The organism is Brachybacterium vulturis (assembly GCF_043641765.1).
GTDB classification, from domain to species: Bacteria; Actinomycetota; Actinomycetes; order Actinomycetales; family Dermabacteraceae; genus Brachybacterium; species Brachybacterium vulturis_A.
Window position 1 is genome coordinate 1 of the sequence record NZ_JBHZRO010000034.1, and the last position, 13240, is coordinate 13240.

The following is a 13240-nucleotide window of genomic DNA, read 5'->3' on the forward strand; positions in this document are numbered from 1 at the left end:
TCCTGGCCATGGTTCATGATCTCGCTTCCCCAGCAAATGCTGGAATCAGCGTGTCCACGAACAAGGGTCAGGCCCCCCTTCAGCGCCCAGGTGCCGGCTCCCGTGTCGTGGTGACGCGGCTTGTGCTGGTACACGACTACTCCACACTGGATGGGTGAGCCATATGGCCATAAACAAGGACTACCGACAGATTGAAGTCGCCAGCGAGGTCGAGCAGAGCGCCCGCACCCTTGCTCACTCCACCCGCGATGTGCCAACGCCGAGCGATTCCTACGCGCTGCTGGGGGAGCTGGGGGCGACCGTGGATCACCTGGAGCAGGTCTGCCGGCAGCTCAGCCAGTGGCACGCCGCCGCACGGGAGCCCGAGCACTTCGAGGGGGAGGACGCACGGGGCGACGGCACCGGGACCGCGACGGCAGCAGCCCAGCTGGACTCCGCCAGCGCCGCCCTAGCCACTGCGTCCGCGGCACTCATGCGTGCCCACGCCGCTAACGGCGTCGTGCGCTGGTCCGCGTGAGCGGAGCGCAGCACCGATGACCCTCTACGGCTATGCGCGCGTATCCACCGAGGAGCAGTCCCTACAGCGGCAGCTCGACGCTCTCCAGAGCCGCGGCGTGGACCAGCAGAACATCTACCCCGAGAAGGCATCAGGCACGTCCGAGCGCCGCCCCGTGCTCGACTACCTTCTGACGGAACTGCTCAATGCCGGCGACACCCCTGACTTGCACAGGTTTAGTGACCCACGGGTTCCGGGGCATCGAGCGCATGGAGGATGTGGCGGGCGTCGTCGGTGAGGGGATCCACGGCAGTGTGGAGGTGTCCGCCGATGTTGACCTGGACCTCGAGAAGTGGCTTCAGGGTCCGGATGATCTTGCGGATGCTGTAGCCAGTCCTGTCTTGGAGGTAGCGGGCGATCGCCAGCGCGGTGAACACGATCGTGAGGTGGGCTTCGATCGCTTCGCGTTGGTGATGGAACATGGGCCTGGCCTGCAGGTCTGTCTTGCTCATCCGGAATGATTGCTCCACGTGCCAGAGATCGTGGTAGCTGGAGAGCACCTCCGCCGCGGGCATGATGCCTGCCTCGATGTTGGTGACGTAACCCTTCAATCCCGCAAGGGACCGTGCCTTCTCGAGAGAGGCTTCGTCCAGGATGCGCCCGGCGGCGGTGGTCTTGACGAACCTGGTGCCCTTCACGTTTGCGTCGCCGGCGATCACGGCCCTGGCCCGGTTCTCCTGCTGGGTCAGGGTGTACTCGTCATGGACTGCGCGCTTGCGGGAGTAGGCCCAGATCGCCCGCCAGTGCCCGGGATACTCTTCCGCGTCCCAGACCGGCTCCCGTCGACGCCGCTTCGTCTCGGTCTTCGTGTTGCCGTGGCGTGGGGTGATGGTGTCGATCAGCTGCCCGTCGGTGAACGCGTCTCCGTGCCAATGGAAATGATTAGCCAGGTCACCGGGTGCCTTCTTCGGTCTCGAGCCGACGATGAACCGCAGCCCGGCCTCGTCAATCGCGTTCAGGTTCTCCATCGAGAGCATCCCGGCATCGGCAACGACGACCATGTCGGCCAGTCCGTGACGGGCCTGGAACTGCTTGATGATCGGCACGATCGTCTTCGTCTCGGCCTTGTTGCCCTCGTAGCAGCCGATCTCCAGTGGGAACCCGGTCCGGTCCACGAGCAGTCCGACCACGATCTGCGGATCAACCCGGCGCTCCTTGCTGAACCCGACCTTGCGCAGCTCGTCCTCCTTCGGCGCCTCGAAGTAGAGCGTGGTGACGTCGTAGAGCACTAACGAGACATCACCGCTGGTCCAGACGTGCTCGAAGCACTTCTTCGCGATCCGGTCGCGGTACTTACGCTGCCCGCAGCGGCGCAGGGCGGCGTGGAAGGTGTTGCGGTGAACGGGGTCAATCCCGACCTCACCAAGGACTCGGCGGGAATCACTCATCGAGGTCGGCTCGATCAGTCGAGCGGCGACGAGCTGGAAGAACGCCCTATCATCGACGACCTCGAAACCGAGTCGATGCCACGCTGCCTCAAGGACCTCCACGAGGTATCGGCTGCGTCGGTCCTGCATAGTCAGCACGCCCGCCGAAGGGGCAGCGTCGCTGGTCAGGTCGAGATCGAGCTGTTCCTGCCCTGCATGCAGTCGCTCGCGGCCCAGATGCATCAACGCGGCCAGCTCCGCTTCGGAATGCGCGGAACCGAGGTGCTCGAGGACCCGGTTACGGCGACCCTCCTTGGCCACGACCTGAACCGCCGTCGCACCGGAGGCTGTCTTCACCTTCCTCAAGAACGGGGCCATCACCCGATCCTACCGCCACATTAGTGACCCATTTTCACGATCATAAACGCGCTGACCAGCCCTAATACCATCAGGACGGCTGCGAACCGCGCTCACCTGTGCAAGTCAGGTCTGACGGAACTGCTCAATGCCGGCGACACCCTGGTCATCACCGACCTTGACCGACTCTCCCGGCGCACCGCCCGGATCATCCTCACCTTGGATAACCTGACCGCCCGCAAGATCACCGTGGAATCGCTGTACGAGAACGTGGACACCAGCACGGCCGATGGTCTGTTCAGCGTGACGATCCTTGGAGCGCTGGCACAGCGAGAGCGTGATCGCATCGCGGAGCGCACCCGCGCCGGCCTAGAGGCAGCGCGTGCGCGTGGCCGGCACCACGGCCGTCCGGTCGCTGTGACCCCCGAGCAGTACGAGACAGCGCTCATGCTGCGCGATCTCGGCAAGTCTTACCGCCAAGTGGCAGCCTCGACAGGAGTGTCAGCCAGCACCGCTGCCCGCATCTGTCGTGGCGAGACCCCTGGGCATCAGCGCTACCGCCGACGCATCGAAGAACAATCCACCCTCACGACGTAGCCGCTCCAGCACTCATGCGCGACCACGCGAGTTATCCACATTGCGGGGGCCGGCCTAGAGCCGTAGATCAGTAAGTCAGTAGATCAGTAGATCAGTAGAAGCAACGGATCACCGCGGCCAAACCCTGCGGGTCGGCTCAGTACAGCCGACGACCGTTTGGTGCCCACATTCTCGGCACTCCCACGTCCGGTGCCCTACGGTCATCGGTCCACTACTACAAAGGCACGCCGTCCATCCGATCATGTGTCGCGTCGAGCCGCAGGCACAGGGCGGCGGTGTGGGCTCACTCCATCCGTTCGGACCTCTTCGGAGCCACTGATCTGCCATGCCCCGATGATGCCCCGGCAGGCCGACGTTTCGGCTGCGGATCAAGTCGTGGGAAAAGCGCTGCCGCTGGCCGCTTCGCGGCCGTTGCCTTCGAGGAGCCCAAGGTCGCTGGCAGCCGTACCCGACACCCCCCCATCCAGCAGCCGGCACCGGTCCCGTCCCAGCGATCAAAGGGCAGTGGTCTGGTCCCAGTAGAGAATCATGCAGTAGTGCAGTACCTCCGTAGTGCAGTAGATCCGTCACTTGGTGGTTCGCCCTGGGGAGCTGTCGTGATCGGCGCGCTTGTCTGGGCATGCGATCAATGCGAGCAGTTCCGATAGCAGCCGTGGCGCTGTTGATGGTGGGATGCAGCGGCCCAGCTGATGCGCCCGAGCAGCCTCGGACCACCAGCGAGGCGCCGGCGCCGGCCACGAGTGAGCCCGCGGAGCCTACGAAGTCCGCGGAGTCTCCTACCGAGTGGAACGTGGCACCCAGCGAGGAGGCGCCCCAACTGCCAGGCGACGAGGGGCCGGCCGAAGCTGAGGAAGGCGACGCCGAGGAAGCAGCCACAGCAGCGCACGCGGCCGTCGAGGCGTACTTCGCCACCGACGAGCCCGAGCAGTGGTGGCCCGACTTCTCCCAGCACCTCACGCCCGCGGCGCAGGAGGTGTGGCAGTACACCGATCCACGCCGCGTCCCAGCAGGCTCCCCGGAAGGCAGCGCGGAGTACGGCTTGGTCAGCGCGACCGATGCAGAGATCACCGTTCCAACCACGATCGGTGACTTCCAGCTGGTGATGGTTCGCGCCGATCCGGCCGACCCGTGGAAGGTCTCGTATCTGGAGCCACCGGAGGAGGCGGCCTGACGATGAAGAAGAAGGCGATCGCCGCGGCCCTGGTCCTCAGCTGCGCAGCGCCGGTGGCGCTGGTGGCCGGCGCCGGCGTCGTCGGCGTCGGCATGTTCGCCGGCAGCGCCGGCAGCAATGAGGCGATCTGCGCCGGCAGCTCCTTGTCGGTCAGCATCGAGGGAGAGCTGCCCGCTGCCGTGGGCAGCTACACCCCGCAGGCGATGGAGCAGGCCGCAATCATCATGAAGGTGGGGGAGGCCGAAGGAATCCCCGCCAGTGGGCAGCTCGTCGCTCTGATGACCGCGATGCAGGAATCACGGCTAGGCGATCACATGAGCACTTTCAGCCCGGACTCGAATGGTGACGCGGGAGTATTCCAGCAGCGGCAGCTTCCGGGGTGGTACGGCACTTTAGAAGAAATCAGTGACACGTCCTATGCAGCCAAAGTGTTCTACAAAGGAAAGACCCTCACCAAGGACATAGAAGGCGGCGCCGGCCCGAAGGGCTATCACATTCCCGGCCTAGTTGATGTGGAGGGCTGGGAAGCCCTGGCCCCGACTGTCGCCGCGCAACGAGTACAGCGCAGCGCCCACCCCCAGGCTTACGCCAAGCACGAGACCGAGGCACGCGAGATCATGTCGGCCCTTTCCGGCGTGGACGTATCAATCGACCCGAGCGAGCCAGGTTCCGCGGTGTGTGGAGACGGCACCTTCACGGCAACCGGCGACATAGCCGCAGTACTGGAGCAGGCACGGACCACTCTGGGCCAGCGCTACGTGTTCGGCGCCGGCGGCTGGGACGGCCCCACCCGTGGCGGGCAGGACTGCTCCGGCCTGACGACCTACGCCTACGCCGCCGCAGGAATCAAGCTTCCCCGGACCGCACGAGCACAGTGGGCAGCGCTGCGCTCCCATGCAGTGAGCCCGTCCGAGATCCAGCCCGGCGACATGATCTTCGAGGCATGGGGACGACTCGGAGCCGAAGTATCCCATGTCGGGATCTATGTCGGAGACGGAAAGATCATCGAGGCCAGCCGCAGCGCGGCCGTGACCAAGATCAGCGACGCACGCCTGTCCGGTCCGCAGTTCGTCGGCATCGCGCGCGTGCCCGAGGGATTCACGCAGTGATCTCCGATGACTCGAGCACCACGAGCACCACCCAATCGACACCGCCCATCGCCACTACTGAGGAGGACCCCATGACCGTCACCGTGTACACCAAGCCCCAATGCGTGCAGTGCGACGCCACCAAACGCGCCCTATCGAGCAAGCGGATCGACTACGAGGCCGTGGACATCACCGAGGACCCCGACGCTCTGGCGACCGTGAAGGCACTCGGGTACGCGCAGGCACCCGTCGTGGTCACCAACGAGGACCACTGGAGCGGATTCCGGCCGGACAAGATCAAGGCACTGGCTCCCGGCAGCAGCTCCAGCCGCGGAGGGCAGATCGGGTTAGACCCGGCAGCACCGCGAGGGCGCATCGCCCTATGACCACGCAGCAGTGACCCCCGTCCTCACGTTCGAGGGCGGGGGTCACTCCTGTCTGGAGGCGGCGCAGAACGGTCAGATGTACATCGCGACCACCGTCGCCACCATGAGAACCGGCGCCCCCAGGAAGGTCCCGGCGAGGAACACGCCGCAGGCTTTGAGGAACCGATGCCGGCGCGCAAACAACGCCGTCCCGAGGACAGCCACGACGACAACAGCACAAATCGCAAGCATGACGATCGCGAAGACCATCGTCCCGGTATCGCTGAATCCCTGAACCTCGTAGTCCATGACCGTCTCCCTCACCATCTCGTGGCCCTCATCGTCTCAGCCGGCGTACCACTCGCGCAGCCCTGGACTATTCAGTCGGTGCCGGCTGGTCGGTCTGCTCGGGCTCCGTCAGCCGCGCCCGGGTGTCCAGCGCCGCGAGCATCAGCAGCTCATCCATGAGCGATGCGAACGAGATTCGGTACTCGTGGCCCTCGTCGCTGTTGAGGGTCACCTGTGCCCCGTGGTGGTAGGCCCGGGCAGCGTCGGAGCCTTCGGACTCCCGCACAGCATCTCGCACGGTGAGGAATGCCGTCAGGTCCGGGTGGGGTCCGATCTCGCTCTCGGCGGCGGCGATCAGGGCTTTAAGACTGTCTCTCATGGCGATGCTCCGTCTCGTTGTACCGGTTGTCTTGCATGGTGATACTCGGGTTTCTCGGCGCCGGCCTCTGCGAGGAGGTCCAGGAGGTCACCTTGGCGCGGGTCGATCTGCTCTCGCTCCGCGCCGGGGGAGGGGGCGCTCATGTTGTCTCCTGGTCGTAGAACGTCCACCACTTGAATAAGCGCGCGGCGTCATCGACTCGCAGGAGCATCGCCCGCAGGCAGTATGCGCAGACTCCCGCGTACCAGTGGACGGTCCCCTCCGAGACGGACGCCCCGTAGCCCGTCATCAGGTGTGCAGGGCTGCCGGCTGTGATGCCGTCCGGCATGTCCAGCAGCTCGCGCACCCTGGCGACGTCTCGGGGTAGGGGGTCAATCGACGCCCTACCCCCTTGGTCGGCTTGGTCGGTCAGATAGGCCAACGTCGCGTCCTCCCACATCACCTCGGCCAGGGGCGGCGCAGTGTCGGCGCACCCATCTCGGACCGCCGTCATCCCGAGCTCCAGTAGCGGCCGCCACTTCACTTCGTAGGGCCTTCCCTCCAGTGCGATCTTTCGGCCCCGATCCAGGCACTTCCTCTGCTCGCTCATCGCTTCACCCTTCGTCATTCCCTCGACAAGCGCCGCCGCCACGACAGCTGCCACCGCAGCAGCCACCCCGGCCCCCATCCCGTCGCCGTTCCTCGACACCCCTCAAAGCCCCCACGTCGCCTACCAGCCTCCTCAACATCTACAGCTATGCACGCAAGCACTACGTGGTTGATGCGCTACTCTGGCCCCATGCGCGGAGGGGTCCAGGTGTGGCGACGTGGCGTTGACGGCCACGGGATCCGTCACGCCACCGCGTACGCCCTCCAGGGCGGCTGTGACGCCGCCGAGGTCGAGCGGCAGGTGTCGGCCGGTGCCGAATCTGCCTCCGCCTACGGCCCCGAGGATGCGCCGACCGTGGCCCGGCACACCGCCCGGGCAGACGGCATCCAGCGCGACCGGCTCGACACCGAGCAGCTGAGCGCGTGGATCGACGGTGTGGACCCCGAGACCGGCGAGCAGCGCGGCCGCACGATGACTTCCCCGGACGCGCACCTGCTCTACGACGCAACGATCAACGCCCCGAAGTCGTACTCCCTCGCAGCGGTGCTCCACCCCGAGCTGCGCGAGGAGTTCGATGCGCTGATGGACCGGGTGACCGAGCAGACCGTCACTGCTTGGAGCGAGGAGCTGACCACCCGCCGAGGCGCGGGAGGGAAGCAGCGGATCGGCCTCGCGCAGATCGAGGTCGTGGCCCTGGACCATGAGCGTTCCCGCTCGCTGGACCCCCACGCGCACCGGCACCTCTGGCTCAATGCCAAGGTGCAGGGAGCCGATGGGAAGTGGTCCAACGTGGACTCACAGCAAGTGTTCCGGCACCAGGTCCTCGTCAACGCCCGCGGAGAGCTGGCAGCGCGCACCGACGCCCGCTGGAGGGCAGCACTGGCCGCTCACGGATACACGCTCAACGACGATGGAGAGATCGCGCAGCTGTCTCACGTCGTGGAACCGATGAGTAAGCGCGCGGCCCAGATCGGGCGGAACAAAGCCCGGTTCGAGCGCGAGTGGAAAGCCGCGAATCCGGGCGAGGAACCGGCCCCCCGACTCATCGAATCGTGGGACCGGAAGGCGTGGGCTCTGGACCGGGCGCAGAAGCCCGACGAGCTGGACGAGGACCAGTGGCGAGACCAGGTGCGCCGCGAGCTGGCCGACGTGGACCCTGCCGTGCTGGTGGCTCGACAGCCGGCCCCGGTGCAGCCGCGCGAAGCGCACGAGGTGGACCGGGACCAGCTGACCGCCTACGCACTGGGATGGACCGATCAGCGGGCCGTCCGTTCGCAGAGCCGGTTTTCCCGTGTGGACCTCCGCGCCGGCGCGACTATGGCCGTCGCGCAGGCGCAGCTGACCGCCGCTCCCGAGGAGCTGCACCGCCTCATCGGGGAGGTGGAGACCCGGGCACTGCTGGAGGCCGAATCCCTGGCACCGGCCGGCGTCCGCGGCCCAGATGATGTCAAGGCACTGCGACTGACTGCTGTGGGCCAGACCCGCGCCCGCATCACCGAGCGTGCTGCCGTGCGCGCTGCCGTTGGTGACCCGACGCCGGCGCCGGTCGAAGCGATCGCCGCAGCCGTCACCGTCGTGGACACCGAGCGCGCAGCCGCCGGCGATGAGCCGGTGAAGCTTGATGATCGCCAGATCGCCGCCGCCCGCGCCGTGGCAGGCAGCTCCCCGCTGGTGACGATCGAGGGACCGGCCGGCGCCGGGAAGACCACGATGCTCACCGTCGCTGAGCGGGCCGCGGCCGCTGGGGGACACCGGATGCTGACCGTCGCCCCGACGATGAAGGCTGCGCAGGTGGCGCAGGCCGAGATCGGCGCCGACGGCTCCAGCCTCCACGGCCTGCTGTACCAGCACGGATTCCGGTGGCGCACCGAAGCCTCCGGGCAGACGACGTGGCAGCGCCTCAGCTCCGGGGACACCGACACGGACGGCTCGACCTACTACGGCCCCGGCGCCGCAGCGCAGCTCGCTTCCGGTGACGTGATCGTGTGCGACGAGGCCGGAATGGTGGACACAGACGCCATGGCCGCACTGTTGACCGTGGCCGACGACTCCGGGGCACGGATCGCCCTGGTCGGTGACCCTCACCAGGTCCGCCCGGTCGGTCACTCCGGCGCTATGGCCCTGCTCCAGGCCCAGGTGCCCGAGGAAGCTCGCGTGGATCTGCACTCGATCCATCGGTTCCGCCGTGCTGATGACCCGCGCGAGGCCGATACCGCCTACGCCGAGATTTCCCGCGACCTCCGCCATGCAGCGACCTCGGAGAAGGCGCACGAGGTGGCGCTGTGGCTCCACCAGCACGGGCACGTGGACCGCCTCAGCGATAGCACCGAACAGGCCCGGCAGGCGGCAGCCGCCTGGCTCACGGCCCACGGGGTGGGGGAGTCGGTCGCCGTCATGGCGAGCGACTACGAGACCGTGGACGCGATCAACACCGCGATCCAGGAAGCCCGGCTCGAGGCCGGCCAGCTCGACACCACGGGCAGCGCCACCGGCCGCAACGGTGCGCAGCTGCACATCGGGGACATGGTGACCACGCGCCGCAACCACCGCGGCGAGGACTTCACCGTCGCGAACCGTGAGTTGTGGAAGGTCCGCGCCGTGGCCGAGGACGGCACCGTGTCCCTTACCGGTGGGATCGACCAGCGCACAGAGCAGATCCCTGCGGAGTACGCGGCCGAGAGCGTGGAGCTGGGATATGCCACCACTATCCACGGCGCACAGGGTGTCACGGCCCGCCGCGCCGTCACGGTCATCTCGGAGGACACCACCGCCGCCCAGCTGTACGTGGGAATGACCCGCGGCAAGCTGGAGAACCGCGCCCTGGTCGCCGGCGCCGATGACACCGCCGTCTTGACCCAGCTCAGCGACGCGATGCTCCGGGACCGCCACGACCTCACCGACGAGCAGCTGCGCCAGCTCGTCGCCAGCGATCTCGACCGTGCCGGAGTCCAGAGCGAGGCCCAGCAGGCCCAGGGCCCCGAGGCGTGGAGGCAGCGCACCTACGGGGATCTGCCCGATCCGGCCGTGGTCCACGACCGGCTCACTCGCCGCCGTGATCGGCTCACCGCCGAGGTCCGCGGCGATGAGAACCGCCAGTACACCTTGGCAGAGAAGATCAGGGTGGAGCTGGAGCCGGCCGTGGCCGTCGCCCGCCGCGATCAGGCGGATGCCCTCGCGATCCACACGGCCGAGAAGCGGCACGAGATCGCCCAGCGCCAGCTGGACCAGGTGGAGACTCGCCTGGAGGAATCCCGGACGCGGCTGGGGCGGATCGACCACCGTCTGTCCGGCCTCGCAGAGGAGATCGAGACCCGGACCGTGATGGACCCCGAGCAGGCCCGCACCGAGCAGCACGCGCGAGAGCACGCCGCGATCTACGAGCCCGCGAAGCCCACCGACTCGCTGCGTCGTCCCTTCGGTCTCGCCCCCAGCCTCGCCAAGGAGCAGGGGCGCATCCGCACCGAGCGCGAGGAGGCCGGCACGGTCATCGCCCGGGCATCGGTCGAGCAGGACAGCGCCGGCGCCCACACAGCCGACATGCGCCGCGCAGCCGAGCAGGCAGCAGCAGCCGCCCGCGCCGCCCAGCAGCAGATGGACGCCGCCACCGAGGCAGCAGCGCGCGAGCACGCCGCGACTCTCCGCAGCGATCTAACGGCCCTCCAGCAGGCACGCGATAGCGCAGCGTCCGCTGGGATGCTGCGTCGCCGTGGCGCGCAGCGCGCCGCCGCCGAGGCCGAGGAGCGTTTCATCAGCGCGCACGGCTCCGTGCCTGGGGACACCGCGGCCGAGACGTGGATGCAGATGACCGCGACTGAGGCCGCACACCGCTCTGTGAGCGCGAGCGGGCATCCCGCCCGCGTGGAGCAGGCCACGTCCCACGCTGCGCACGCATACGCCGGAGTCGAAAAGGCCGACCGCGCCGAGACATCTCTAGCGAAGTCGATACACGCCGCGTGCCTCTACCTCACCGACCTGGACGCTCAGGAGAACGAGCTGCGCCAGGAAGCAAAGGTGCGACGGAAGATGCCCGATGAGCCGGCGAAGGAGGAGAACCGGCAGCGTCTCGCCCGCGATAGAGCTACGAAGCTCGCGCAGACAGGCATGGAGCACCCGGTGCACGCGGAGCAGTTGAGCCCTGACAAGGAAATCGTGGATCGCCCTTCCCGTCCAGTACGGTAGCCTCCGGCAATCATGTTGAGTTACTCAAGGGTTGAGTCGCACGAATCGCGTTAATGGACCTGAGAGGCTGTCTTACTCAACGCCGCCGCCTCACATAATTGACGGAGCGATTGAACGCGGCGCAATTTACAATTTGTCACTTCCAAGTGAAGAGCTATTCCGAAACCTTTTTAATGCAGACTTCAATGCCCTTCAAGATAATTGAAGACAAGAGCCCGGCGAGTATCCCAGCCAAAAACAGCATGGCGCCTTCAATCTTCTCCTCTTGCGTATCCGTGTAGGCGACTTCAAAGGGCGAAAGTATTGCATAATCACCGCCCCCTGCTTCGCTCTCCGACAAGAAGAATGCGTAGCCCTCGTCTCGAAATTCCGGCTGCACTGTAGAATCCGCAAGATCGTGCTGACTGTTAATGTCGTGCTTGAATTTTAGGTTACGGAAAGCCCATTGACGACTCTCGCCCGATCGGCTCGATTCGTACATCGAGTACACGTGAGGAAAAGTGAATGCCTCGGTATTTCCGACGTCATGCCAGAAGGCCTCAGACGCAAAATTGCAAGTGCTTTCGAAGCGGACTACGGAAACCTTATTTCCAGATTCGTACTCTAATACTGTGGGATTCGGATTAGTAGGAGTGAGGCGCCTGAAAGTTAGCTTTCGTGCTGCTTTCGCATTCTCTGTTCCGGTGTCCTCTGCGTCGGCGTAACCGGGGGGAGTGGAGTGGTTCCCGATCCATGAGGTGACCACTTCTCTCTCCTCTGTGCGGAGGTCGTCGAACGCGATAATGTCGTCTTCCATTGCTCCGTTGACATGCTCCGAGCATCCCGTGATTCCATTGGCAAGAGAATCCACAAGTAGGTAGGAGACCTCGATCTGATCGGCTTCGGAGGCTGGCGGCGCGATAACATTTCCTGCCTCATCTGTAACGGCGGGCACTTGGAATTGAGTCGTAAATCCCACCGAAACAGAACTATTTATTTCCCATGGCTCCATGGATTGGATCCAAGTGGTGCTATTGTAGTCATCTGAGGCGCTGTTCACAATTAGGAGGCCGTTCGGCCTATTGTTACCTCCAGGGGAATAGTGGAATGCCGGTCTGGCCAAGAGTGGAATGGCGACAGTGAGGGCGATCGCTACCAATGCGTACAGGAAAACTTGCGCCCTTTGCTTTTTTTCGGGTGAACGTTGACTTGCCAACGAAGAACTCTTTGCCGACACTTTCATGGCGGTGCCTCAATCTGTCTTGGATTGCCTCCAACTCCATGCACCCTCTTTGCTGCATGGCATTTCCGAGTCTCTCGCCACGACCTGCATGGGGCGATCAATATTACCTCTTAGTGCAACGCTGATCTCGGTGGTGTGCGCGAAGCGGGGCATGAAGCCTAGTTCACCACATCTCAAGGAGCACCTTCAGAGTGAACACCACAGCGTAGCATCCGCGAACGTCGCTTGCGTGGATAGGCGCCCGAGCGCCAGCGACTGTTTCAGACCGCCGCAACCTTCCTGCCACGCTCGGCGGATCCTGCACTGCACGGATGGCTCCAGGTGGGCGCCGATCGTCTAGACATGTTCTGCATCTTCTTTCAACCTTCGGATTGCCGCGGGAAGCTCCACTCGACCGCGAACAGCCCCTGAAAGAGCTGCGGCCCGAAGAGCTCGACCACCGCGACCGAGACGCGGCGCCCTGACGGCGGCTGATCCCCTCAACGCCCCTTGCTGAAATCAACAAAAACGACATTCATAGGGCCGCCCGTGCGGCCATTTTTCAGGTGATTCTGGACCGCTATTTCCACCCGGGTATCCTCAGCGATCGCGTATTCGCTGGACTCGCCTTCCTCTGCGATCGAGCGTGCCCATTCCTGGAGCTTGTCGGCCCGGTGCTCTGTCGCGGTGCAGCGCATCACGCCCGTGATCGAGGCCAGCTCCGAGCGTCCCCACGCCCAGTACCGCTGCCAGTCCACCGAGCCGGTACCCGGCTGCATCTCGTGGTACAGCGTGTCGTAGCTATCGCGCATGGACCCGAGCAGTTGCACGAGCGCGCCATGCTGTTCCCAGCACGGCAGAATCACCGAGGAGGGCAGAGCCCACTCGGTGACGATCTGCGCAACCCACAGGCGCAGCCTGCCTATCTCCTCGCCCCACTCGTGGATCGACAGACCCATCCAATCCACCGGTGTCGGCAGCTCCGCCACCTCCGGCTCATTGGTCTGTTCGATCTCCAGTTCGAGGTCGGGGCCTACCCCCGGTTCGTGGACACGGGGGTTTTTTACGCCGCGAGCGCTAGCTTAGCGGTGTAGGCGCGCTCG

Annotated in this window: 13 protein-coding genes; 7 read left to right on the top strand and 6 right to left on the bottom strand. The window is 65.6% G+C overall.

All coding sequences use genetic code 11. The features are described from left to right. The first annotated feature begins 154 nt into the window (after window positions 1–154). Together ACHUEU_RS16155 and ACHUEU_RS16160 are read left to right on the top strand one after the other, a co-directional pair. Window positions 155–517, top strand: a complete 363-nt coding sequence (locus ACHUEU_RS16155; protein ID WP_394217114.1) for a hypothetical protein — start codon at window positions 155–157, stop codon at window positions 515–517. A gap of 16 nt (window positions 518–533) precedes the next feature. After that, a complete protein-coding gene (locus ACHUEU_RS16160) occupies window positions 534–794 on the top strand; it encodes a recombinase family protein (protein WP_394217115.1) in 261 nt (86 codons plus the stop codon). On the opposite strand, the gene ACHUEU_RS16165 is transcribed toward ACHUEU_RS16160, so the two are convergent. Next, entirely contained in the window at window positions 733–2301 is a 1569-nt protein-coding gene (locus ACHUEU_RS16165; protein WP_394217116.1) for an IS1634 family transposase, read from the bottom strand. The genes ACHUEU_RS16160 and ACHUEU_RS16165 overlap by 62 nt on opposite strands. A gap of 120 nt (window positions 2302–2421) precedes the next feature. Between ACHUEU_RS16165 and ACHUEU_RS16170 the strand changes: the two genes are divergently transcribed. The 4 genes from ACHUEU_RS16170 (at window position 2422) to nrdH (ending at window position 5522) form a co-directional block, all read left to right on the top strand. Further along, a complete protein-coding gene (locus ACHUEU_RS16170; protein ID WP_394217126.1) occupies window positions 2422–2877 on the top strand; it encodes a recombinase family protein in 456 nt (151 codons plus the stop codon). A 790-nt stretch (window positions 2878–3667) separates the two neighbouring features. Further along, the gene (locus tag ACHUEU_RS16175) at window positions 3668–4048 is read left to right on the top strand and encodes a hypothetical protein (protein ID WP_394217117.1); all 381 of its coding nucleotides are present in this window, start codon (window positions 3668–3670) and stop codon (window positions 4046–4048) included. 2 nt (window positions 4049–4050) lie between these two features. Then, window positions 4051–5157: a C40 family peptidase gene (locus ACHUEU_RS16180; protein ID WP_394217118.1), complete on the top strand. Its 1107-nt coding sequence runs from the start codon at window positions 4051–4053 to the stop codon at window positions 5155–5157. A gap of 71 nt (window positions 5158–5228) precedes the next feature. Next, entirely contained in the window at window positions 5229–5522 is a 294-nt protein-coding gene (gene nrdH / locus ACHUEU_RS16185; RefSeq protein WP_394217119.1) for a glutaredoxin-like protein NrdH, read from the top strand. A 72-nt stretch (window positions 5523–5594) separates the two neighbouring features. Here nrdH and ACHUEU_RS16190 read toward each other — a convergent pair whose 3' ends face one another. From ACHUEU_RS16190 to ACHUEU_RS16200, 3 genes are all read right to left on the bottom strand, one after another. Then, window positions 5595–5810 (bottom strand): hypothetical protein, encoded by a 216-nt coding sequence (locus ACHUEU_RS16190; RefSeq protein ID WP_394217120.1) that lies wholly within the window; start codon window positions 5808–5810, stop codon window positions 5595–5597. Window positions 5811–5877: 67 nt separating this feature from the next. After that, a complete protein-coding gene (locus ACHUEU_RS16195; protein WP_394217121.1) occupies window positions 5878–6168 on the bottom strand; it encodes a hypothetical protein in 291 nt (96 codons plus the stop codon). A 139-nt stretch (window positions 6169–6307) separates the two neighbouring features. Continuing rightward, entirely contained in the window at window positions 6308–6823 is a 516-nt protein-coding gene (locus tag ACHUEU_RS16200; protein ID WP_394217122.1) for a hypothetical protein, read from the bottom strand. 123 nt (window positions 6824–6946) lie between these two features. Between ACHUEU_RS16200 and mobF the strand changes: the two genes are divergently transcribed. After that, window positions 6947–10936 (top strand): MobF family relaxase, encoded by a 3990-nt coding sequence (gene mobF / locus ACHUEU_RS16205; RefSeq protein ID WP_394217123.1) that lies wholly within the window; start codon window positions 6947–6949, stop codon window positions 10934–10936. A gap of 154 nt (window positions 10937–11090) precedes the next feature. On the opposite strand, the gene ACHUEU_RS16210 is transcribed toward mobF, so the two are convergent. Together ACHUEU_RS16210 and ACHUEU_RS16215 are read right to left on the bottom strand one after the other, a co-directional pair. Continuing rightward, window positions 11091–12158, bottom strand: coding sequence for a hypothetical protein (locus tag ACHUEU_RS16210; protein WP_394217124.1), 1068 nt, complete (start codon window positions 12156–12158; stop codon window positions 11091–11093). Window positions 12159–12637: 479 nt separating this feature from the next. Further along, entirely contained in the window at window positions 12638–13126 is a 489-nt protein-coding gene (locus ACHUEU_RS16215; protein ID WP_394217125.1) for a hypothetical protein, read from the bottom strand. Window positions 13127–13240: the final 114 nt, after the last annotated feature.

Excerpts from the sequence above, each read along its gene's own strand:
- ACHUEU_RS16160 (WP_394217115.1), top strand. The coding sequence starts at position 534 with ATGACCCTCTACGGCTATGCGCGCGTATCCACCGAGGAGCAGTCCCTA.
- ACHUEU_RS16165 (WP_394217116.1), bottom strand. The coding sequence starts at position 2,301 with ATGGCCCCGTTCTTGAGGAAGGTGAAGACAGCCTCCGGTGCGACGGCG.
- ACHUEU_RS16180 (WP_394217118.1), top strand. The coding sequence starts at position 4,051 with ATGAAGAAGAAGGCGATCGCCGCGGCCCTGGTCCTCAGCTGCGCAGCG.
- nrdH (WP_394217119.1), top strand. The coding sequence starts at position 5,229 with ATGACCGTCACCGTGTACACCAAGCCCCAATGCGTGCAGTGCGACGCC.
- ACHUEU_RS16190 (WP_394217120.1), bottom strand. The coding sequence starts at position 5,810 with ATGGACTACGAGGTTCAGGGATTCAGCGATACCGGGACGATGGTCTTC.
- ACHUEU_RS16195 (WP_394217121.1), bottom strand. The coding sequence starts at position 6,168 with ATGAGAGACAGTCTTAAAGCCCTGATCGCCGCCGCCGAGAGCGAGATC.
- mobF (WP_394217123.1), top strand. The coding sequence starts at position 6,947 with ATGCGCGGAGGGGTCCAGGTGTGGCGACGTGGCGTTGACGGCCACGGG.
- ACHUEU_RS16210 (WP_394217124.1), bottom strand. The coding sequence starts at position 12,158 with ATGAAAGTGTCGGCAAAGAGTTCTTCGTTGGCAAGTCAACGTTCACCC.